Annotated in this window: 19 protein-coding genes; 4 read left to right on the top strand and 15 right to left on the bottom strand. The window is 35.8% G+C overall.

From position 1 onward, the window contains the following. The first annotated feature begins 154 nt into the window (after positions 1–154). Positions 155–1,243, top strand: coding sequence for an alkene reductase (locus DLK05_RS02015; RefSeq protein ID WP_127342299.1), 1,089 nt, complete (start codon positions 155–157; stop codon positions 1,241–1,243). 36 nt (positions 1,244–1,279) lie between these two features. On the opposite strand, the gene DLK05_RS02010 is transcribed toward DLK05_RS02015, so the two are convergent. The 9 genes from DLK05_RS02010 to DLK05_RS01970 all read right to left on the bottom strand — a co-directional run bounded on the left by DLK05_RS02010 (position 1,280) and on the right by DLK05_RS01970 (position 10,947). Beyond that, positions 1,280–2,158 carry an aldose 1-epimerase family protein gene (locus DLK05_RS02010; RefSeq protein ID WP_127342298.1) on the bottom strand — a complete coding sequence of 293 codons (879 nt, stop codon included), beginning with the start codon at positions 2,156–2,158 and terminating at the stop codon, positions 1,280–1,282. Positions 2,159–2,247: 89 nt separating this feature from the next. Further along, positions 2,248–2,997, bottom strand: coding sequence for a tetratricopeptide repeat protein (locus DLK05_RS02005; protein ID WP_127342297.1), 750 nt, complete (start codon positions 2,995–2,997; stop codon positions 2,248–2,250). A gap of 80 nt (positions 2,998–3,077) precedes the next feature. Beyond that, positions 3,078–4,889: a BatD family protein gene (locus DLK05_RS02000; RefSeq protein WP_127342296.1), complete on the bottom strand. Its 1,812-nt coding sequence runs from the start codon at positions 4,887–4,889 to the stop codon at positions 3,078–3,080. Positions 4,890–5,040: 151 nt separating this feature from the next. After that, positions 5,041–5,808, bottom strand: coding sequence for a tetratricopeptide repeat protein (locus DLK05_RS01995; RefSeq protein ID WP_127342295.1), 768 nt, complete (start codon positions 5,806–5,808; stop codon positions 5,041–5,043). A gap of 21 nt (positions 5,809–5,829) precedes the next feature. Then, positions 5,830–6,867 carry a VWA domain-containing protein gene (locus tag DLK05_RS01990; RefSeq protein WP_127342294.1) on the bottom strand — a complete coding sequence of 346 codons (1,038 nt, stop codon included), beginning with the start codon at positions 6,865–6,867 and terminating at the stop codon, positions 5,830–5,832. Positions 6,868–6,902: 35 nt separating this feature from the next. Continuing rightward, positions 6,903–7,895, bottom strand: a complete 993-nt coding sequence (locus DLK05_RS01985; protein ID WP_209319658.1) for a vWA domain-containing protein — start codon at positions 7,893–7,895, stop codon at positions 6,903–6,905. Between the two features lie 17 nt (positions 7,896–7,912). Then, complete coding sequence (locus DLK05_RS01980; RefSeq protein WP_127342293.1) at positions 7,913–8,923, bottom strand: hypothetical protein; 1,011 nt, start codon at positions 8,921–8,923, stop codon at positions 7,913–7,915. A 40-nt stretch (positions 8,924–8,963) separates the two neighbouring features. Next, entirely contained in the window at positions 8,964–9,833 is an 870-nt protein-coding gene (locus tag DLK05_RS01975; protein WP_127342292.1) for a DUF58 domain-containing protein, read from the bottom strand. Positions 9,834–9,951: 118 nt separating this feature from the next. Beyond that, entirely contained in the window at positions 9,952–10,947 is a 996-nt protein-coding gene (locus DLK05_RS01970; RefSeq protein ID WP_127342291.1) for an AAA family ATPase, read from the bottom strand. Positions 10,948–11,170: 223 nt separating this feature from the next. Here DLK05_RS01970 and truA point away from each other — a divergent pair, with 223 nt between their 5' ends. Then, positions 11,171–11,959, top strand: coding sequence for a tRNA pseudouridine(38-40) synthase TruA (gene truA, locus DLK05_RS01965; protein ID WP_235831940.1), 789 nt, complete (start codon positions 11,171–11,173; stop codon positions 11,957–11,959). 314 nt (positions 11,960–12,273) lie between these two features. Here truA and DLK05_RS01960 read toward each other — a convergent pair whose 3' ends face one another. From DLK05_RS01960 to DLK05_RS01945, 4 genes are all read right to left on the bottom strand, one after another. Then, the gene (locus DLK05_RS01960) at positions 12,274–13,017 is read right to left on the bottom strand and encodes a shikimate dehydrogenase family protein (RefSeq protein ID WP_127342289.1); all 744 of its coding nucleotides are present in this window, start codon (positions 13,015–13,017) and stop codon (positions 12,274–12,276) included. A gap of 39 nt (positions 13,018–13,056) precedes the next feature. Next, complete coding sequence (locus tag DLK05_RS01955) at positions 13,057–13,992, bottom strand: polyprenyl-phosphate transporter (protein ID WP_127342288.1); 936 nt, start codon at positions 13,990–13,992, stop codon at positions 13,057–13,059. A 21-nt stretch (positions 13,993–14,013) separates the two neighbouring features. After that, complete coding sequence (locus tag DLK05_RS01950; protein WP_127342287.1) at positions 14,014–15,423, bottom strand: tetratricopeptide repeat protein; 1,410 nt, start codon at positions 15,421–15,423, stop codon at positions 14,014–14,016. A gap of 149 nt (positions 15,424–15,572) precedes the next feature. Next, complete coding sequence (locus DLK05_RS01945; protein WP_127342286.1) at positions 15,573–17,129, bottom strand: DUF4301 family protein; 1,557 nt, start codon at positions 17,127–17,129, stop codon at positions 15,573–15,575. 285 nt (positions 17,130–17,414) lie between these two features. Here DLK05_RS01945 and mnmL point away from each other — a divergent pair, with 285 nt between their 5' ends. After that, complete coding sequence (gene mnmL, locus DLK05_RS01940) at positions 17,415–18,359, top strand: tRNA modification radical SAM protein MnmL/YtqA (RefSeq protein ID WP_127342285.1); 945 nt, start codon at positions 17,415–17,417, stop codon at positions 18,357–18,359. Here the strand turns inward: mnmL and DLK05_RS01935 are convergent. Together DLK05_RS01935 and DLK05_RS01930 are read right to left on the bottom strand one after the other, a co-directional pair. Continuing rightward, entirely contained in the window at positions 18,356–19,084 is a 729-nt protein-coding gene (locus DLK05_RS01935) for a tetratricopeptide repeat protein (RefSeq protein ID WP_209319657.1), read from the bottom strand. The two genes, mnmL and DLK05_RS01935, sit on opposite strands and share 4 nt — an antisense overlap. Before the next feature lie 112 nt (positions 19,085–19,196). Further along, on the bottom strand, positions 19,197–21,032 hold the full coding sequence (locus DLK05_RS01930; protein ID WP_127342283.1) for a YgiQ family radical SAM protein: 1,836 nt from the start codon (positions 21,030–21,032) through the stop codon (positions 19,197–19,199). A gap of 158 nt (positions 21,033–21,190) precedes the next feature. Between DLK05_RS01930 and DLK05_RS01925 the strand changes: the two genes are divergently transcribed. Continuing rightward, positions 21,191–22,030 (top strand): histidinol-phosphatase, encoded by an 840-nt coding sequence (locus DLK05_RS01925; RefSeq protein WP_127342282.1) that lies wholly within the window; start codon positions 21,191–21,193, stop codon positions 22,028–22,030. Positions 22,031–22,068 lie beyond the last annotated feature (38 nt).

The raw sequence follows: 22,068 nt of genomic DNA, 5'->3' as shown, positions 1-22,068 counted from the left end.
TACAAAGCATAGTTTAAACCATTGGAGAAAGTTAATTTTAAATTCCATTATTAATATCAATACTATAAATTCATTTATACCATTTCCTAATTTTTCTTTTTTCAAGATTTGATTTCTTATTTATATCTTGTATAAATAAAAATGACGAAATAAGATGAAAGAAAATACACTACTAAGTAATTATTTCATTGGTGAAATGGAATTGAAAAATAGAATGGTGATGGCTCCAATGACCAGAAATAGAGCGGGGGAGGGAAATGTTCCAACAGAATTAATGGCAAAATATTATAAACAGCGATCTGGAGCAGGACTGATTATAACGGAAGCAAGCCAAATTTCGCCACAAGGAATGGGATATCCTGCTACTCCAGGTATTTATAGTCCGGCTCAAGTTGAAGGGTGGAAACTGATTACCGAAGCGGTTCATCAGGAAAATGGAAAAATTTTCATACAATTGTGGCATGTGGGACGTATTTCTCATCCGGATTATCACAATGGTGATGCTCCGGTGAGTCCTTCAGCTGTGAAACCGGCAGGACAGGCCTTTACTTATGAAGGTTTAAAAGACTTTGAGGAACCAAGAGCATTGACTAAGGAGGAGATTAAAGAAATTGTAGCGGATTACCGGAAAGCTGCAGAAAATGCGAAGGCTGCTGGTTTTGATGGTATTGAGATTCATGCAGCCAACGGTTACTTAATTGATCAATTTTTGGTAGATAAAACCAATAAAAGAATAGATGAATATGGTGGAAGCATTCAAAACAGATCTCGCTTTTTATTTGAGGTACTGGAGGCCACTTTAGAGGTTTGGGAATCATCACGTGTAGGTATTAGACTTTCACCAAGTGGTTTATTCAATGATATGGGAGATTCGGATCCTGTTGCTTTATTTGGTCATGTTATCGAAAGATTGAATGATTACAAGCTAGCTTATTTGCATTTAATTGAACCATTGATGCCTACGGATGATTATCCACAATTGGTAAAACAGGTTGGGGCATATTATGGGCAAATTTATAAAGGAGTACGCATGCTTAATGGAGGATTTACAAAGGAAACAGCAAATCAGGCCATTAAGAATGATATTTCGGAATTGGTATCATTTGGAACTTCCTATTTAGCAAATCCCGATTTGGAAAAAAGATTTGAATTGGATGCAGATTTAAATGCTCCTAATCAGGATACTTTCTATGGAGGAGATGAGGCAGGATATACGGATTATCCTAGTATGACAGAAGCTTAATATTATTTGAAACAGTCCCAATTTGGGGCTGTTTTTTTACTCGTTAATTTCTATGAAATAACTTGCTGTAAATTTTTTTCCTGTTTCAAGGTGTTGGATTAATTCTTTCGAAGAGAACTCTTGGTTCGAATCGGCACGATCTGCAATACCAATCCATGGTTCAATGCAAACATAGGGAGCATTAGGTTTAGCCCAAAGGCCTAAATAGGGAAAATCAGAAAAAGATACCTTTAATTGAAAATTCGATTTTTTGCTTTTTAAGCTTACACTTTTTGATTGTATATTTTTAAATATAAGGGCATCATTCACAAAAAGCTCAGGGTGCAAATTCAAAATTTTAGATTCATCTAAAATAAGTTTTCCCTTTTCCCCTATCAAGCCTCCTTCGCTTAAATTCCATGTGTTTACTTTTTCCTTTTTCTCAAATTCCAAGTAATAATCGGTGTACTTTTCCTCCTTTTTCAAAGGACAAGCAAAAGCTGGATGTCCTCCCAAAGAGAAAAGCAACTCCTTATGCCCGTTATTTATAATTTCGTGTTTTATTTCTATGGTATTGCTGTCAAGTAAAAAATGAATTCGGAATTCAAATTCAAAGGGATAAAGTTTACGGGTTTTTTCATTAGAAAAAAGTACAAAACTCATCTTGTTGTCGTCCTTAGCCAGTAACTGAATATCCGGATTGTTACGAACAAAACCATGCTTTGTCATAGGATATAATTTCTCCTCATGAATAAATGCATCATTCTTTAAACAACCAATAATTGGAAAAAGGTTTGGCGCATGGCTAGCCCAAATTTCAGGATCTGCCTGCCATAGAAACTCTTGATTGGTTTGCAAAGATTTGATGCTGCAAAGTTCTGCTCCAATCTCATTTACTGTGATTTGAAAGAAATTATTTTGGATGCTGTGTCTCATTAAACTCTTATACTTTTTTGTATTGATAAAACAGGAGAATAATTCGTTAGAATCGAAAAATGATTTAAATATGCCAAATAGACTGTTAATTATATCATCTCGATATCATCTTTTTTTAACCATCCTTCATTGCCATCACTTAGTTGAATATTTCTCCAATCACCTAACTGATCAATTACTTTCACTTTTGTTCCTTCGTGTAGTAGAAATAAATCTGTGCCACTTAAATCAGGTGAGCCTTTAATTGTTACGCTAGGAGTAAAGATTATTGCATGTTCGCGAACTGTCATTTCGTTGGTTTTGATAGAAGCAAAGGCAAAGAAAATAATGCAAAAGGAAAGACTTAGGAAGGCGAATAAAAACCCTGCTTTTTTAAACCCTGATTTGTTACTATACAGGTATATACTTAAAAATAGTAGACATATTATAAAGAATGATATGGAAAAATAACTCCAGGATTGAGCCGAGGCAGCATTTCTAATACCAGCTATCCAGCGTTTTAAAAAAAGTTCAGGAACTATATCCAGTTTATCCAGAACATGATCATGAGCGAGAGCCAAATTGTACTGAATATCCTTATCCTCGGGAGCTAATAACTTAGCTCTTTCGTAATTTAGAATTGCAGGTGCAATTTGTCCGGTTTTGTAATAGGCATTTGCTAAATTAAAATATATTTCCGGCGAAATTAAATGGGTTTCAAGCACAAACTCATAGGACTTTATTGCTTTTTCATATTCTCCTTTTTTGTATAAATTGTTTGCCTCTGTGATTGGTGTTTTTTGAGCCCAGCTTGGTGCTGAAATACAAAGGAGAAGGACGATATATATAAACTTTTTCATTGGATTATAATTTTATATAGCTGTATTTGGAAGTCGCAAATAAATTATTTGAATGATTATCGAATATTTATTCGAAAATATCAAATGCTTTTTTCCAGTTTGGTAATAGTTTCCATTGTATTTTGATACAATTTATCCATTTCTGAAGATCCGGAAGATGGAGCATAACGAGCAAATTCACAGGTGTTCAAAATATCCATAAATGCTTCAATTAGTTCTTTTTCTACCTCTTTCGAGTCCAATATTTCTGTGATATTCTTTTTACTTAAATCTGATAATGGTAAATTTAATTTATCAGAAGTATAACCCCAAAGTGCTTTTAGGATTTCATCATAGAATTCTTCCTTTTGTTTTGCTTTTAAACGCGCCGAAGCAGCTTTTAAACGTTTCATTGCCATTCGATTTGCTCGCTTATTTTTAACCCGGGCAAGATCCGCATTTTCCTTTATTCGTTTTTGGTTAAAAATAAATGCTAAAACAAATAGAAAGAATGGGATAAGATATGCAAGGTAAAAATTAAGAGTTCCGAAAAATACTTCCCCTTTAAGTCTTGGAGTAAATTCATTGGTTTTAATAAATCGAATATCCTTTCCAATAAATTTTACATCTTCTTTCGAGAAGGAGCTGATTACTCCTCCTTCGGAATTAGAATTACCTTTGGAAACTTTAATCTTAAACTTAGGGGTACTTCTTGTCCGGTATATTTTTGATGCAGGATCAAAGAAGCTAAAATCAACAGAAGGAATTTTGTAATCTCCTCCGTGACGCGGAATTATTAAATATTCGAAAGTAGTGGAACCTGTCATCCCGACAGCAGAACTTTTTAAATCCTGATTTGTTTTAGGATCGTACACTTCAAAATCGGCAGGAAAATCAAATTTTAAAGGATTAATTAATTTAAGATTACCATTGCCTGATATTTTCACCTTAAGTGTAATCGCATCGTTAGCCTGAACGGAGTCTTTGTCGATGGTAGCGGATAGTCTTAATTTTCCAACAGCACCATTAAAACTGGCAGGTTTGTTTCCGGGAAAATCTTTTACCCTAATGGTGATCGGTTTGCTTTTTCGGGGTACACGGATATCTTGATAGTTATCAAAGAAATCATCGAAGAAACCTTGACGGTTTTGGGAACGGTGCTGACGTACAATACATTCTAGTTCAAATGGATCGATAGTTATTTTTCCGGTATGTTGTGGAAATAAAATTAATTTACGGATTACGCCTGCATTATAAATTGTTCCATTAATATTTTCTCTTTGCAAAGAAATTTGGCCTGGTGTTGGAATTTCCTGACTTAGGAAACCATCAAAGGAAGGGAATTTTGAATCTCCAAAACCTGCAATAGTAAGCCGGGTGTAAACTTTAATAGTAGCCACGATATGTTCTCCCATATATACGCTGCTCCGATCAAGATCTACTTTCACAAATAAATTGTCTTGGGTAATTTTTTGTGCGCTAGCTTTGTTCTCAGACTGATTTTGAGTGGCAGAGTTTTTGGGTTTATTTTCAGCTTTCACCACTTCAATGGTAATAGAGTTGGATTGAACCTCATCGCCATCTACAGAAATGGTAGCTGGTTGAATTGGAAATTTACCTTCTTTTTCGGCCAATAAAACGTAGGTGTAGGTGTAGGCAGAACTAGAACTAACTTTTCCATTAATAATTTGGGTGCTCCTACTACTTGAAGTCGATGGTCCCATTAATATTCGAAAACCTGTAAGTGAGGGTAATTGTATATTCTTTCCTTTCTCGTTTAAAGAATAGGATAAACGGAATTGCTCACCAACTTCAACAACTCTTGGAGCAGAAGCTGTAAATTTAATTTTTTCAGCTATGGCTGAGTTGCTAATTGTTATTACCGCTATTAGTAAGAAAAATATTTTCTTCATCTGTATTGTATTGTTTTTCAGATGTATATTTATTGTTAATAATGATATCAGGTACAAATGTACTTATAAATTATTAGTTAAATAAGTCCGAATTTTAAATTAGAACCAATGTGTTTTAATATAACCTTTGAAAGGTGTATTATACCATTACCTACCAATCCTTTTTGATTTTACTTCGTTTGACTTTTTGACTTTTTGCTCTTGCTTTTTGTACTTTTTCCTGAACTTTCTTTTCGTCGTTTTGTAATGCTTCTAACAAGCGTTGAGCATCTTGCTTCGAAATCTTATTCTTTTGTGCTTGTTCTCCATTTTGTTTTTTCTGATCCTTAGAATTCTGTTTGTTTTTATCCTTATTTTGATTCTGCTGATCTTTTTTCTGTTGGTCTTTCTTATCCTGATTCTTCTTGTTTTGGTCTTTACTGTCCTTCTTTTGCTGGTCTTTATCTTTTTGATTCTTATTCTGTTGTTTTTTCTTCTGTTTTTGTTGCTTTTGTTTCATTCTTCGGGCATACTCCAAATTGTATTTGGTCTCTTGCGAGTCCGGAGCATAACGCAAGGATTGTTTATAAGCATTAATACTCTCATCAACTTTTCGATTCATTAACAAGGTATTCCCAATATTGTGATAAAGTTGCCCTAATTTTTGAGGATCTTTCTCTGTTAGCGTAAGTGCTTTATACTGCTTGAGGGCCTCATCGTACTTCTTTTGTTTGTATAAGGCATCCCCTAAATTGAAGCCAGCTTCGTACGAATGAATTTTCTTATCCAATGCTTTCCGATATTCTACCTCGGAATTTTCATATTTATTTCCATCAAAAAGATCGTTTCCTTTTCGGATGAATTTTCTCTCTTTTTGGGCTGTTGCCTCCAAGCTTAGAAGACAAATCATACCCATAAATAGTACTATATATTTTGTCATAATTGCCAAATTTGAATCGTTCTATTTCGATGATTTAAATAGGTTAATATCTTTTAGATAGCGATTTTTACGTTCTAATATCAAGAATTCGATCAGAAGTAAAAAAAGAACTACCGCAATAAAATATTGAAATTTTTCATCGTAAGCGGAATAAACTCTTGCCTCCAATTCTGTTTTATTCATTTTATTAATTTCTTTAAAAAGAATATTGAGACCGGTTGTAGTGTTATTGGCTATTACAGGTTTACCGCCTCCTGCAGTAGCAATTTGCTCAATCATCTTCTGATCCAGTTTCGAAATCACGATATTTCCTTTTTCATCCTTACGAAAATCGCTGGATCCTATTTTTACCGGAATGGGTGCTCCTTTGCTAGATCCCATTGCAATGGTATGAACGATGATTCCTTTAGCATTGGCTTCTCTTGCTGCTGCCACAGCATCGTCTTCGTGGTTTTCTCCATCGGTAATTACGATAATAACTTTGCTGGCTTCACTTTCGGGACTAAAGCTTTTTGCCGCTAAGTTGATAGCCGCACCAATTGCAGTTCCTTGAATGGGAACAATATCTGTACTGATGGAGGACAGAAATAATTTTGCTGAAGCATAATCTGTTGTAATGGGTAGTTGCGTATATGCTTCCCCTGCGAAAACTACCAGTCCAATTTTATCATCATTTAATTTATCAACTAATTTAGAAATGGCGCGCTTTGCTCTTTCCAATCTGTTTGGTTGAATATCCTGAGCCATCATCGAATTGGAAACATCGAGAGCAATGATGATTTCTACTCCTTTTCGTTTTATTTTTTGAAGCTTAGATCCAAATTGAGGTCCGGCAGCTCCAATGATGAGAAAGCACAATGCCACCAATAGGATTCCGAATTTATAAATCGGTCGGCTAAAGGATGCATAAGGCATTAATTGACTGATAATATTAAATTCGCCAAATTTCTGTAATGCTTTTTTCTTCCTGCTAAAGCTGATCCAATATAGGACCGCCAAAATAGGGATGATTATAAATAAGTACAGTATTATCGGATGTTCAAAACGAAACTGATTCATTGTTCAATGATTTTCTGTATTTCTATTGTTATACTTTAAGGAATATTTCGCAAGATACTATTGCGTAAAGCTATTTCCATCAGAAGGAAAAGAGCTGCCAAAAGTAGGAATGGTAAATATTCTTCATTTTTGGTGCTATATTGTTTTACTTCAATTTTACTTTTTTCCAACTGGTCGATTTCCTTATAAATAGCCTTTAATTTATTATTATCAGTTGCTCTAAAATATTGGCCACCTGTCATACTTGCTATTTTCCCTAATAATTCTTCATCAATTTTAACAGGCATATTTCTCATGCTGATTCCGAAGGCGGTCTGTACCGGATAAGGGGCAGTTCCCTGTGTTCCAATACCAATTGTATAAACTCGAATACCATAGGTTTCAGCCAATTCAGCAGCAGTTAAGGGGGCAATTTCACCTTGATTGTTAACTCCATCCGTTAGAAGGATAATAACCTTTGATTTAGCATGACTATCTTTTAATCGGTTAACTGCATTAGCCAGCCCTAAGCCTATGGCGGTTCCATCTTCAATCATTCCGCAATGAATATCCTGAAAAAGATTAATTAGGACAGCATGATCTGTAGTCAAGGGACATTGGGTAAAACTCTCCCCACTAAAAATTACCAGGCCAATCTTATCTTCCTCGCGACCGGTAATAAATTGAATCGCCACGTCTTTTGCAGCTTCCAACCTGTCGGGATCAAAATCACGAGCAAGCATACTACTCGAAATATCCAGCGACATGATAATGTCGATTCCCTCGGTAGTAGTATTTTGAAACCGATTGCTTGATTGAGGTCTTGCTATTGCTGCAACTAGCAATACAATGCTTAGTATTCTAAAAACGAATAACAGATGTCGCAAATAGTATTTATAGGTTCGTTTTGAGGCATTAAAACCTTTTAAGGTAGATACCTGAATGGTCGCGTGTGCTGCTTTGTCTTTTAATGCATACCACGCGATTAGAGGAATCAACAATAATAAAAGATAAAAATATTGAGGATTAGCAAATTCTATAGAGCTCATACTATATATTTTCAAAGTTATTGGTTTGCTTCTGACTTTTCGGGAAGTGTTTCAGATACTTCACTTTCTTCTTTTTTCTTTTCTGCAATAATAGTGTCTTCCACTATTTTGTATGCAAATTTCAGACTTCGTTCATTCTCATCCGGTAAAGGTTGAAATTTTGCGAATTTTGCAAGATCAGCACGTTCCAGTATTTCTTTTAAATTGGTATGCCATTCATTGTTGACTTCTACATTATCAACTGCTTGCATTATTTCATCAGTAGTCGATTCCTGAGTTGATAAATCGAATCGCTCATCCAGATAAATCCTAAGGGTATCGGTTAGCTCGGAATAATAAAGCTTGATTTTACCTGTTTGCCAAAGTTTATCTTGTTTGATTTCATCTAATTTCCGAAGAGCTATTACGTGGGCAGGCTCTATTGGTTTAGAGGTGGCAAATAAAGGCTGATTCTTTTTTCGGAAACGAAGATACCATATCAGTAATATGATTAAGGCAATAAAAACGATTCCTCCCAATAACCAGGGAACAACTTCGGCAAAGGAAATTGGCGTTTGAATCGGCATTACAATATCAAAATTTGCTTTTGTAGTGTCAATAGCCATGGTTTTCACGCCCAGAACCAATGTGTCTGTCAGAATAGACTTCGAAAAGTTTTCCTCATGAATCTGGAATTCAAAAGGCTTCATTTTATAAATACCTCCGTCAAAAGAAGTAATTACAAAGTTTTTATGAACCTTCACATTTCCATTATCCAATTTAGTCGTATCCTGCGGGCTTTGAGTGATAATCTCAACTCCTGACATTATACTGTCGGCAAATGCAGGAAAGGCTATTTTAAGATCCTTTGGTTGTTCTACCGAAAGATTTAGGTTAATTTGATCCCCAATTACAATGATATTGGTATCTAATCGAACACTATATTTTATTTCCGGATTTGGATTTTGAGCACTAAGTTCAGTGGGTAAAATTATTATTCCAAATATAAAAACAGCCGTTATTATTGTTTTAGCCAGGAAGTTTTTCATTCTAAGAATTTTATTCATTGTTGTATTCCAATTCTTGATGTTAATGTCCTCTTCGTTGAAAGAGATTGATTAATGACTTCACATAGTCTTGGTCGGTTCGAATTTCAGCCACATCAACTCCCGACCGTTTAAAAATTTCGGAGGTTCTTTTGCTTTCATTTCTCCACCAGGCAGCGTAGTTCTCCCTAACTTTTTTATTGGAGGTATCCACCCAGCTATATTCACCCGATTCGGCATCTTTTATTTTCACCAATCCAATCGATGGTATTTCCTTTTCTCTTTGATCGTAAATCTTAAGGGCAACCACATCGTGCTTTTTATTGGCAATAGTTAAGGCATTTTCAAAATCATCATCGATAAAATCGGAAATAACGAAGGTGGTACATTTTTTCTTAATAGCATTGGTGAGATATCGCAATGCATTACTAATATCCGTTTCTCTGTTTTCCGGATGAAAATCAATCAATTCACGAATAATCCTTAAAATATGCGTTTTTCCTTTTTTGGGAGGAATGAATTTTTCAATTGTATTGGAAAAGAATATAACACCAATTTTATCGTTGTTTTGAATTGCCGAGAATGCAAGTACAGCTGCTATTTCAGTTATCTGATTTTTTTTCAGTTTAGAAACGGTACCAAATTCACGAGAACCACTAACGTCAATCATCAGCATAACGGTTAATTCCCGTTCCTCTTCAAATAATTTCACGTAAGGATGATTGTATCGAGCGGTTACATTCCAGTCAATTTTTCGAATGTCATCCCCATATTGGTATTCCCGCACCTCGCTAAATGTCATTCCCAGACCTTTAAATGCAGAATGATATTCTCCGGCAAAAATATTACGGGAAAGACCTCTGGTTTTGATTTCGATCTTCCTTACCCGTTTAAGTAATTCACTTGTCTCCATTTTTCTAGTATCAAGTATTTAAGGTATAAGTATCAAGAATAGCTAATGAAGCTTTGCTTACCTAACAAGCTTAAAGAAGTCTCATTAGGCTTTCACTTTTTAACTCATTTACTTTTTACTAGGGTACTTCAACAGTATTTAAGATTTCGCTGATGATATTTTCGCTGGTAATATTATTGGCTTCGGCTTCGTAGGTTAATCCTATTCTGTGTCGCAATACATCATGGCAAACAGCACGTATATCTTCCGGAATTACGTAACCTCTTCGTTTGATAAATGCAAATGCTTTAGCGGCAGATGCAAGATTTATACTGGCACGTGGCGAACCTCCAAAAGCAATCATCTCTTTAAATTGATCCAAACCATAATCTGCAGGGAAACGAGTTGCGAATACAATGTCGATGATATATTTTTCAATTTTTTCATCCATATAAACATCTTTCACTACATCGCGAGCTTTAATAATGTCTTCCGGCTTTAAAATTTGGTTTGCAACAGGGAAAGTCTTCAAAAGATTCTGACGCATGATCATTTGCTCTTCCTCTTTTTTTGGATAGTTGATGACTACTTTCAGCATGAAACGATCGACCTGAGCTTCGGGTAAAGGATAAGTTCCTTCTTGCTCTATTGGGTTTTGGGTTGCCATCACTAAAAATGGTTCCTCCAATTTGTAGGTGTGATCGCCGATGGTTACCTGACGTTCTTGCATGGATTCTAAAAGCGCTGCCTGAACTTTAGCAGGAGCACGGTTGATCTCATCCGCAAGAATGAAATTAGAGAATATCGGTCCTTTTTTTACAACAAATTCTTCTTTTTTCTGACTGTAGATCATCGTACCAACAAGGTCGGCAGGTAATAAATCCGGAGTAAACTGGATACGGCTAAAACCTGCATCGATGGTTGTGGAGAGTGTGTTGATTGCTAATGTTTTTGCTAAGCCGGGAACCCCTTCCAATAAAATGTGACCATCAGATAGTAAGCCGATCAATAAACTTTCTACCAGATGTTTCTGTCCAACAATAACTTTGTTCATTTCCATTGAAATCATATCAACAAAGGAGCTTTCCCTTTGGATACGATCATTTAGCTCTTTGATATCAACTGTTTGGATCATAGAAGTATTGTTTTATTATTTTAATGTTTACATAAAAAGGTATCTGAAACAGAAAAACCTCTACAAAGATAAACCTTTGCGTGTTTTTTGAAAATGCATCTCCGTTAAAATTTGTTAAACGTTTATCCGTGTAAACAGGAAATAACTTAAGACATTTAGTAAGTAAATTTACCTGCTGTGCAGAATTAAAGATGGCAAATTAGTACGAATTCTTTACTTTTGGATGGTAAATATAAAATCATATCGTTTGATGGCTCGTTTTTTTATCCGTTTAAGTTATAAAGGAAGTAAGTATCATGGTTGGCAAATACAACCCAACGCTATAAGTGTTCAGGAAATCCTGAATAAAGCTTTATCCACTATTTTAAGAGAGGAAATAAATGTGGTAGGTTGTGGAAGAACAGATGCCGGAGTGCATGCTAGCGATTTCTACGCTCACTTTGATATGGTACAGGAGGCAATTAATGATACGGAGAAGTTCTGCTTTAAGCTGAATCGTTTGCTTCCCAGGGATATTGCTGCAAAACGGATATTCAAAGTTCATCCCGAAGCTCATGCACGTTTCGATGCCATATCACGCACTTATCATTATTTCATTACCAAGGAGAAAAACCCTTTTCGGATAGAAACACATTGGCAAATTCCATTCGAATTAGAGGGGCACAAAATGAACGAAGCAGCTAAAATACTATTCGAATATCAGGATTTTACTAGTTTTAGTAAGCTCCACACCGATGTAAAAACCAATAACTGTAAAATTTATTTAGCAGCATGGGAGGAGACTGCTGACGAATTTATTTTTACTATTAAGGCGGATCGTTTTCTTAGGAATATGGTTCGTGCTATCGTTGGAACTTTGATTGAAGTGGGCAGGGGAAAGCTCGATTTGGATGGTTTTCGCAAGATTATTGAAAGTAAAAACCGTTCGAATGCCGGAAGTTCGGTACCTGGTCATGCCTTGTTTTTATCAGCAATTGAATATCCCGAGACTTTAAAAGAGGTGACTACTTGAAGAATTGAACCTACTCCGTAACATTTTAATTCTAAAAATGGATTTTGGTACTTCCCGGAGTTCAGGGAAACAGACTATTTGCTTTTTCGTCTCATCGGAGACTCTGATGGATGATTTTTTCATTTTTTCGCCTTATCGGAGACTCCGATGGGTGATTTTTTTGCTTTTTCACCTTATCGGAGACTCCGATGGGTGATTTTTTCATTTTTTCGTCTCATCGGAGACTCCGATGGATGATTTTTTTGCTTTTTCGTCTTATCGGAGATTCCGATGGATGATTTTTTTGCTTTTCGTTTCATCCGAGCTTGAGAAAGCTATTCTTTATGCCAGATTTCCCAATTTTTTTCGGCTTGCAGATGCAGCATGTTTAAACCATTGTGCGTTTTGGCATCTTGTTCAGCTCCTTTTTTCAGGAAAAGGGTAGCTGCTGGATTGTAAACTAAATCGTAAAGATAATGATCTGAGCCAAGCAGGTGATAAGGAATATCCGGACAGGTTTCCTCCTTTGGGAAAGTTCCTAAAGGTGTACAATTCACGATTAATTGGTGTGTCGAGATAAGCTCTGCGTTCAACATATCGTAAGTCAGTATATCATTTTTGCCTACTCTGGATACAAAACGATAGGCTATCCCCAATTCTGCTAATCCAGCCGCAATTGCCTTTGAAGCACCACCAGTTCCAAGAATCAGTGCTTTGGGACGCTTGTCCCCAATAAAATCCTTTAAGGATTCCATAAATCCGAAAATATCGGTATTGTATCCTTTTAGCTTAATCTGATTTCCATCATGTCGAATTTGAATTGAATTTACCGCTCCGATTTTTTTAGCCAGAGGATCTATCTCATCCAGAAATGGAATGACTTTTTCTTTGTAGGGAATGGTAATGCAAAGTCCTTTTAGATTTTTTTCTATCTTAATTATCTTTACAAAATCATTAACCGACGGAATTTCGAAATTTAAAAACTGAGCATCAAGCTGCAGCTTCTTAAATTTATCGGTAAAATATTTTTTCGAGAAGGAGTGCGTTAATGGATAGCCGATAATTCCGTATGTATTCATGAGGTATTTGTGTTTAAATTATAGCATTACATGCGGCTACTATTTTTCAGTCTCCGGAGAAAATTTTTCCATCACCCATATTAGTAGGAAACCAACAATGGCCAATAAAACTGCATATACCAATTGGGCATCATGATGGAATAAGGTCTCGAAGGTTCCTGGTAGAATATTTTCCTGAACCAAAGGTTTTTCGATTCCATGACTATTCACAAAGGTGCTGATGGTTTGTTTCCAGGGCCATACTTTATTCAGAGAGCCAATCATAAATCCGGAAAGCAGGGCAATTGTCATGTTGTGATATTTTTTTAGCAGCCAGCTTAATAGATTCGAAAAGCTCATCAAACCGATAACAGCTCCTGATGCTACAACAGCAATTACATCGAATTTTAAATTACTGATTGCATGTAAAATGAACTCGTATTTTCCCAGCAAAAGCAGAATGAATGCCCCGGAAATGCCTGGCAGAATCATGGCGCAGATAGCTAAGGCACCCGAAAGAAATAAAAACCAATAACTGGTTGGTGTTTCTGCCGGTGTTACAACGGTAACAAAGTAGGCAATACCTATTCCCACAATCATTGCTATAATGGTTCGTAACTTCCATTCCGTTATTTTTTGCGCCACAACGATAGCAGAAGCAACGATTAATCCAAAGAAGAAGGACCAAATTAGAATGGGATGGACATCGAGTAGATATTTAATGAGTTTTGCAAGCGACAGAAAGCTTAATGCGATACCTCCCAGCAGGGAAATTAGAAAGTTCCCGTTAATTGCTTTCCAAAAATCTTTTAATTTAAATTGAAACAGCAGTTTTATTGCATTCAAATTAACGGACTTTATGGAATTGATAAGTTCTTCGTAAATGCCGGTTATAAAAGCTATCGTACCTCCCGAAACACCCGGGACAACATCTGCAGCCCCCATTCCCATTCCCTTTAGGGCAATAAGAATATAATCCTTTAATTTTCTGGTCATATAAATTCTTTAAATAGAGATTTAATTATCAAGGTACTTTTGAATGAGTGCTTTGAATGCTTGATTGTCCTCCAATTCGGGGAATTGAAGGAAGATGTTTTCCATACACTTAGGATCCCCTTGCAGGGCCTTATCGACGTACCATTCCGAAGAACTAATATCTTTATCTATCATGTAGTAAGCGGCTAAATTAGCCAAAACATGCATACATTCAGGTTGGTTTAGATTACTCTCTTTCAGCACCAAAATGGCATTTTCAATATCTTCATTCTGGTGATAATATTCAGCCAGTGCAATGGAGAAATTTGTATCCTCAGGATCTAAATCCATGGCTTTGCGAAAGGATTCCACCGCTTGGTCGTGTTTTCCTAAGTTTCCGTATGCTGAACCAAGTGCTAAGCAATAATCAGGATTGTCTTCCTCTAGTTCTTGTGCTTTTTCAAGATAAACCAGACTTTCGTCGATTTTTTCCTGATATAGGAGAATCAATCCCATTCCAAACCAGGCATCTGCACATTTATCGTCTAGTTTTAATGCTTTTTCGTAATGATTTAGAGCCTGATCGTATTCTTCCAGCTTTTCGAAACATTCTCCGATATTAGAATAGGTGATGGCATGCTCATCCTCGAATTCGAGGTATTCGATATAGTTTTTTATTGCAACTTCATATTTTCCCAGGTTAGAAAAAGAATTTGCTTTATTGTAATAAGCCTTTCCATGCTGATCGTTAATGGCGATTGCAAATTCATAAGCATCAATAGCCTTTTCAAATTCCCTTGTTCTGTTATATACAATTCCAATGTTGTACCAGGCATTATCCGAAAAGGGTTTAAGATCCAGATATTGTTTATAGGTTCTAATACTTTTTTTGTCTTCCTCTATTTGCTCGTAGCAATAAGCCAATTCAAACAAGGATTCTGCATCTTCTTGATCCAGCATACAAGCTTCTTCCAAATACTCAATAGCAATCTCGAATTTTCCCAGTTGTTCAAAGGCTATGGCAATTCTAAACAGAAGATCTTCCCGATTGTCGATATTAATTTTTAATGCATAATCAAATTCTCTTTTAGCATTATTGTAATTTCCCATGGCATTGTAAACATTGCCTTTCAAAAGGTATATTTCTTTATTAGTAGTCTCAATTCTTTCGACTTTTTTCAAAAGAGAGAGAGCCTCTAAATGTTGATTCAGATCAATTAACAAATATGCTTTTCTAATTTGTAGGGAAATGGCATGGGGATGTTGCTTTCCTGCAATATTGGTCACCTTAACAGCTTCGGAAGTTTTGTTCTTTTCGATATAATGATCAATGATGCTTTCGAACTCATGTACATCGAAATAGTAAAGCGCTTCCGCTTTTATCATTTGTTCAAATCGTCTTACCAGAGTAAGTGCATCGTCCTCCAGATAGTTTTCTGTATTATCTGTCATTTATCAATTTAAAATGATTTTTGCATTGCAAAAATAGGATTAATTTTAAAACATTCAAGTTAAAAGCCCTGAAGACAATCCATAACTTATTAACAATTGCAAACAAATAATAAATGAAAAAGACCTCGGGGGACGAGGTCTTCTATTTATTATAAATTTCGATGTTCTATTCTTAACAGGTCGAATACCGTTTTTACCGGATTGAAGGTAATGATTGGAACTTCAACAAAAATAGTATTCCAATCCGACATGGCTCCATTCCATAATCCCGGCAATTCCATTGCTTTTAGGTTGTTTCCATTATAAGATTTTTCAGAAATAAAACCAGTTTGATGGTCGATGTATTGTCGTAAATCGAATTTATTTCCTTTAAAATCTTTAATCCCGCAAACTAAATCCACCGGATTGAAATGAGTAGATCGATCAAATATGTTTTTTTGTCTGGTATCTGATTTATCAATCTGGGAACCTTCCACAATCTGCAAGGAAACAGAACCGTCGTGATTTCTTGCCCAGAAAGGACCTCCGCCAGGTTCGCCTTCATTCTTTACCATTCCGCAAACCCGAATTGGTCGGTTAAATTTCTTAATGAGATATTGCTTCAGTTTAATTGGATCCTCTGTGTGAAGAGCAGCAGGAGATTTCGTGCATAGTTTATCTTCCAAAAAGGCAAGCATTTCATTTAGTTTTTCCATGCTGATTTCCTTTTCTGAATCCAGTTCCTCGAGATAATCAAAGAGATAAGATTGGTATTCCAAAAGGAAGCCGGCTAAAACTTTTTTATATCGGTAGGTGATCTCCTTTAATCGATCCGGAACGATATTATCTATGTTTTTGATAAAAACAATATCAGCATCCAGTTCATTAAGGTTTTCAATAAGAGCACCATGTCCACCCGGTCTGAAAAGAATACTGCCATCTTCATTCCGATAGGGTTCGTTATTGATATCTACTGCAATAGTATCTGTAGATGCTTTTTGTGAAGAATAGGATACTTTAAGTTCCCCATTATATTTTTCTTCGAATTTATCTCTTGTTTTTTCAAAGCGCTCTTCAAAAAGAGGTTTGTGCTCATCAGAAACTGTCAAATGAATATTTGCTTTTCCATTTTGGTTTTTTGCGTAATTTAATGTTTCCACCAAATGTTCTTCGAAAGATGTTCTGGAGTATTGCTTGTATCTGTGAAATTTTAGTAATCCTTTGGGAAGATTACCGTAGTTCAAACCTTTTCTGCTGAGTAGCATATCGAGAATTTGCTTGAATTGATTTTTATCCAGCATTTTCTCCAGCTCCATATCCTTCTCGAGAATGATATTTCGGAGATCGCCATAAAATGCAAAATCCTCTAATCTGTTGAAGAAATTGAACATGGTTTCGGGACCTTTATGGGATAGGAAATTTAAATATTCATCTTCGGTATCCTGATAAGTGTTCAGAAAATCGTATAAACATTTAAACATTCGAGACGCAGCGCCTGAGGCAGGTACAAATTTTAACAGAGAGAAGTTCTTCGAGAGAGTATTGTAAACTTCTTCATAAATGTCAAGATCTTCATCTTGAACTTTAGTAATACCGTCATCAATTGCTGCTGGTTTTTTGAGTTTCATTTTCGGAAAACCGGTTGTGAAGTTTTTGATTTGTTCTTCTATGGTTTCCTGCGAGATGTTTTTTGACTCAAATTGGGTTAGATCTTGTTTTGAGAACATGCGTAAAGTTTTAAAAAGTGTCCGAAGCAATATAAAGAAATGTTTCAATAAATGAAACGACCATACGATATAAAAATAGGATCGCTGCTGTTTTAAAAGTTGAAATGGAGTGGGACTCCTATTAAAACAGAGTTTTAGCTAGCTTTGATCTGATCATCTTTTCTTACAATAAGATTTAGTTGGAGGTTATTATAATTGATTTGAACACAATTTGCAGATGTTCATTTTCTGTTTTTCGGATCTTTACAGCAATATCTTTTGTATTTTTGGACAAATTTATTGGATATGACCGAGACAAAATATGCATGGGGACATGCTGGAAGATATAACGATTTCCCAAGCTACTTTCGAAGAAAATTCACAGAGCGAGTTCAGAAAATTTCTGTGGATGCTGGTTTTACTTGTCCAAATAGGGATGGAAGTAAAGGTGTTGGAGGGTGTACCTATTGTAATAATAATAGTTTTAATCCTCCTTATTGCAGTCCGAAAAAATCAATTACGCAGCAAATAAATGAAGGAATTGAGTTTTTTAAAAAGTACAAAACACAGCAATATTTAGTTTATTTTCAAGCATACTCTAATACTTACGCATCTCTCGAAAAAATAAAACAGCTGTATCAAGAGGCTTTGAATCATGAAAGGGTAATTGGATTGGTGATCGGAACCAGACCAGATTGTATATCAGATGCAGTTCTGGATTATCTGGAAGATCTGGCAACGAACTATTATATCAGCGTGGAGTATGGCGTGGAATCGGCTAATGATGAAGCACTTCGTTTTATTAATCGCGGTCATGGATATAAAGAAGCAGAACAAACCATCGGGAACACCGCTAATAGAGGAATACATATTGGAGTTCATTTGGTGAATGGCTTGCCCTTTGACGATAAGGAATCGATGATCAACAATGCTGTAATGTTATCCCGGTTGCCAATTGAAACGCTGAAGATGCATCAGCTTCAAATCTTAAATAATACTTTGATGGCAAAGCAATTCGAACAGGAACCTGAATTGTTTTATCTTTTCGAAATGGAGGAGTATCTGGATTTTATAGTGGATATTATTGAAAGAATTAATCCACAGGTAATGCTGGAACGATTTATTAATCAGGTTCCGGAAGGATGGTTGATCGCTCCAAAATGGGGCATTAAAAATTATCAATTTGTGAATAAACTTAACAATCACTTGAAAGCAAGAGATACTTGGCAGGGTAGATTGTTTGTAGATTAGTTTTTTAGTTGCTTCAGTACCTCAGAGGCCTGTTTGAATCCTAATTTTAATGAATTTTTAATATCTGAAATAGCACCTTTTTTATCGCCGGCTTTCAGTTTGGCAATTCCTCTGGCATAATAAGCACGATTCAATTTCTTATCTATCTTAATTGCCTTGTTGTAATAGGTTATGGCAGAAGGGTAATCTGCAATGCAATCTAAGGCTACGGCATTGTTGTAATAAACACCCGAAGAGTGGAGTCCCATTTTTATAGCTCGCTTATAATCTTTAATTGCACCTTTGTAATCGCCAATATAATATTTGCTTATACCACGATAATGATAGGCAGTAAAATTGGCTTGATTGATCTTAATGACGTGTGAATAGTCTGCAATGGCCTTTTTATATTTCTTTTGATTTTCATATAAAATTGCCCGGTTTAGATAGGCATCCTCGTCAAATTTTTGCTTGGAGATTATAATTGTCAGATCTTGAATAGCAACCCGGTTTTTATTTAAAAAAGAGTAGCATATAGCCCTGTTATAGTAGGCAGGAAGATAGTCTTTGTCCTTTTTAATGATACTTGTGAATGTTTTTATCGCTTCCGTGTAATTGTTTTCATTCAGTTGTTCGATCCCTCTGTCATTTGCTCTGTCAGATTTAGACTTGGTGCAGCCTGATGAGACCAATAGGAGGCAGAAAAAAGCAGCGTAAAGAATAGATTTTAAGTAGAAGTGTTTCATAGATGTTTTTTGGAAATTGGGTTTTCTAATGTAATTAATATCCATGAATAATAAAAGATATGCCCATTAAAGTCAATAATTATATGATTAGGGAAAGTATCTTTTTGTCCAACTACCCAAAAAGCTTAGGGAGCAAATCTTTTTTCCCCATCTTAATTAGCTCCTTCTTAATGGCATCGCGATACTCTTTCTTATACCAAAAAAGGAACTTTCGTTGGGATAGTTTTTCTTTTTTAGTCTTTGCGGTATATACTTTTTTAAGCGTATAAGGATGATAACCGGAATAATAGATTACCGTTGCAACCGTCATTGGAGTAGGAGTAAAATCCTGAACCTGTTCTAATTTAAAATCTAATTCCTTTGTTTTAACGGCCAGATCCGCCATGTCGGCACTATGGCTTCCAGGATGACTGGAAATAAAATACGGAATTAATTGTTGTTTTGTACCTTCCTTCTTATTGATTTCATCGAAAAGAGCTTTGAGCTCGTAGAATAGTTTAAAGGACGGTTTTCTCATCATTTTAAGTACTTCGTCCGAAGTATGTTCAGGTGCAACTTTCAATCGGCCCGAAACGTGATTTTTAATTAATTCTACGGCATACTCCCTATTGGTTTTGTTTATCTCGGGATCTTTTGTTTGGTGAAGGATTAGATCATATCTGATGCCACTACCTATAAATGATTTCTTTACTCCAGGAATCCGATCTACCTTTTTATAGATATCCAACATAGCCTTATGGTTGGTATTTAAATTCGGACAAACATCAGGATGAATACAGGATGGACGGCGACAAGTGTTACAAATGGATTCAAATATACCTTTCATTTGATACATGTTTGCGGAAGGTCCTCCAAGATCCGTTAGATAACCCTTAAAATCAGGCATCTTTGTGATGTACTCCACTTCTTTTAATATGGATTTTTCAGATCGGTTGGCGATGAATTTACCTTGATGAGCAGAAATCGTACAGAAAGAACATCCACCAAAACATCCCCGATGCATGTTGACAGAAAATTTAATCATCTCGAATGCAGGAATTGTTTTATTCTTGTAACGCGGATGAGGCAAACGGGTGTAAGGTAAATCATAAACCTCGTCCATTTCCTTCTCGTTCATCACGAGAAAGGGTGGGTTGACGATGATTTGCTTATCCTCATATTCCTGGATTAGTTTTTTTGCCATCATGGCATTCGATTCCATTTCAATATATCGGAAATTACTTGCAAATTTCTTTTTATCAGAAAGGCAATCTTCGTGCGAGAAAAGTTCCTGGCTTTGCCATTGTTTTTTGGTAGCGTATTGTTCCTCTTTTCCCATCAAAAAGGATGTCTGTGGAATATTCGTTAAGGAAGAGAAAGGAACTCCTTTCTTTAACAAACGAACGATTTCCAGTAAAGGTTTTTCTCCCATTCCATAAACTAGCATATCCGCATTAGAATCACAAAGAATACTTGGTTTTAATTGATCTTCCCAATAATCGTAATGTGTAAGACGTCGCAGAGAGGCCTCAATCCCACCAATTAGAATAGGAGTGTCGGGATAAAGTTTCTTTAATATTTGGGAATAAACGATAGTGGGTTTGTCAGGACGAAAACCATGCTGTCCACCTGGAGTATAGGCGTCTTCATGGCGCAGTCTTCTATTGGCAGTATAATGATTCACCATAGAATCCATATTTCCAGCTGTAATGCCGAAGAATAATTTTGGTTGCCCTAATTTCTTAAAATCCCGTAAGTCATCCCGCCAATTTGGTTGGGGAACAATAGCCACTTTTAATCCGTTTTTTTCCAGAATCCGACCAATTACAGCAGCACCAAATGCGGGGTGATCCACGTAAGCATCTCCACTAAAAAGGATCACATCTAATTCGTCCCAAGCTCTTTCTTTTACTTCTTTGGCAGAGGTTGGTAGCCACTGATTATATAGGGTATTTATTTTTTCTGTCATATCTTTAGAAATTACTGCAAAGATAGGATTATTTAAAAACATTTTAAAGAAGGTATATCTTTTACAGAAATCCCAGCGGAGATGCGGTTTGTATATTCAATTGCTTCTCCTATATTTGCACAACATAAAAATACAGAAACCCCATTTTTAATTTATGTATGGATTATTTTTCTTATCATACTCATTCTAACTATTGTGATGGTAAGCTAGCACCAGAAGATTATGTGCTTAAAGCTATAAGTCTTGGTATGAAAGCTATTGGGTTTTCTTCTCATGCACCGCTAAATTATCCTGTCAGATGGAGTATGCCTGACAAGGATATAAATAGATATAATGAGGAGATTCGTTCTTTAAAAGAAAAATTTACTGGAAAGATAGATATCTATCGCTCGCTGGAAATAGATTATATTCCAGGAATTACCAGATCTTTTAAGGATTGGAAAAAGGAACTCGATTTGGACTACACGATAGGCTCTGTTCATCTGGTGAAAGGAAAATCAGAGGAGGAGTTGTGGTTTTTAGATGGTCCGGACTCCAATTATATTAATGGTCTGAACAATTTGTTCGGTGGGAATATTCAGGAGGCTGTTCGAGCCTACTTTCATCAATTGATAGAAATGATTGAAACTCAAAAGCCGGATATTATTGGACATATCGATAAGGTGAAGATGAATAATAAATCTCGGTTTTTCACGGAAGAGGAGAGCTGGTATCGAAATTTGGTTAGGGAATGCCTGGATGTAGTGGAGAAATCACATACAATAGTTGAATTGAATACCAGAGGGCTGTATAAGAAAAAAACCCCAGATCTTTTTCCGGATGGTTTTTTTCTGAAAGAATGCTGTAAGCGAAATATTCCGGTAACGATAAGTTCAGATGCGCATCATCCCGACGAATTACTCTTAGGGTTTGATTATGCTTTAGGTAGATTGAAACAAATTGGTTTTAAAACTATTCATATTTTGAAAGAAGGGAATTGGGTGGATCAAAGTATATAGGCTTTTGCAAGTGATCTTCTTGTAATTTTGCTAACATC

The organism is Ancylomarina longa (assembly GCF_003996985.1).
Lineage (GTDB): Bacteria > Bacteroidota > Bacteroidia > Bacteroidales > Marinifilaceae > Ancylomarina_A > Ancylomarina_A longa.
The sequence above is the reverse complement of the archived record's forward strand: the minus strand, read 5'-3'. Positions and strand labels throughout refer to the sequence as shown.

Excerpts from the sequence above, each read along its gene's own strand:
- DLK05_RS01975 (WP_127342292.1), bottom strand. The coding sequence starts at position 9,833 with ATGGAGACAAGTGAATTACTTAAACGGGTAAGGAAGATCGAAATCAAA.
- DLK05_RS01990 (WP_127342294.1), bottom strand. The coding sequence starts at position 6,867 with ATGAATCAGTTTCGTTTTGAACATCCGATAATACTGTACTTATTTATA.
- mnmL (WP_127342285.1), top strand. The coding sequence starts at position 17,415 with ATGACCGAGACAAAATATGCATGGGGACATGCTGGAAGATATAACGAT.
- DLK05_RS01995 (WP_127342295.1), bottom strand. The coding sequence starts at position 5,808 with ATGACAAAATATATAGTACTATTTATGGGTATGATTTGTCTTCTAAGC.
- DLK05_RS02005 (WP_127342297.1), bottom strand. The coding sequence starts at position 2,997 with ATGAAAAAGTTTATATATATCGTCCTTCTCCTTTGTATTTCAGCACCA.
- DLK05_RS01935 (WP_209319657.1), bottom strand. The coding sequence starts at position 19,084 with ATGAAACACTTCTACTTAAAATCTATTCTTTACGCTGCTTTTTTCTGC.
- DLK05_RS01970 (WP_127342291.1), bottom strand. The coding sequence starts at position 10,947 with ATGATCCAAACAGTTGATATCAAAGAGCTAAATGATCGTATCCAAAGG.
- DLK05_RS01980 (WP_127342293.1), bottom strand. The coding sequence starts at position 8,923 with ATGAAAAACTTCCTGGCTAAAACAATAATAACGGCTGTTTTTATATTT.
- DLK05_RS01960 (WP_127342289.1), bottom strand. The coding sequence starts at position 13,017 with ATGAATACATACGGAATTATCGGCTATCCATTAACGCACTCCTTCTCG.
- DLK05_RS01930 (WP_127342283.1), bottom strand. The coding sequence starts at position 21,032 with ATGACAGAAAAAATAAATACCCTATATAATCAGTGGCTACCAACCTCT.
- DLK05_RS01955 (WP_127342288.1), bottom strand. The coding sequence starts at position 13,992 with ATGACCAGAAAATTAAAGGATTATATTCTTATTGCCCTAAAGGGAATG.
- DLK05_RS01925 (WP_127342282.1), top strand. The coding sequence starts at position 21,191 with ATGGATTATTTTTCTTATCATACTCATTCTAACTATTGTGATGGTAAG.
- DLK05_RS02015 (WP_127342299.1), top strand. The coding sequence starts at position 155 with ATGAAAGAAAATACACTACTAAGTAATTATTTCATTGGTGAAATGGAA.
- DLK05_RS01985 (WP_209319658.1), bottom strand. The coding sequence starts at position 7,895 with ATGAGCTCTATAGAATTTGCTAATCCTCAATATTTTTATCTTTTATTA.
- DLK05_RS02000 (WP_127342296.1), bottom strand. The coding sequence starts at position 4,889 with ATGAAGAAAATATTTTTCTTACTAATAGCGGTAATAACAATTAGCAAC.
- truA (WP_235831940.1), top strand. The coding sequence starts at position 11,171 with ATGGTAAATATAAAATCATATCGTTTGATGGCTCGTTTTTTTATCCGT.
- DLK05_RS02010 (WP_127342298.1), bottom strand. The coding sequence starts at position 2,158 with ATGAGACACAGCATCCAAAATAATTTCTTTCAAATCACAGTAAATGAG.
- DLK05_RS01945 (WP_127342286.1), bottom strand. The coding sequence starts at position 17,129 with ATGTTCTCAAAACAAGATCTAACCCAATTTGAGTCAAAAAACATCTCG.
- DLK05_RS01950 (WP_127342287.1), bottom strand. The coding sequence starts at position 15,423 with ATGACAGATAATACAGAAAACTATCTGGAGGACGATGCACTTACTCTG.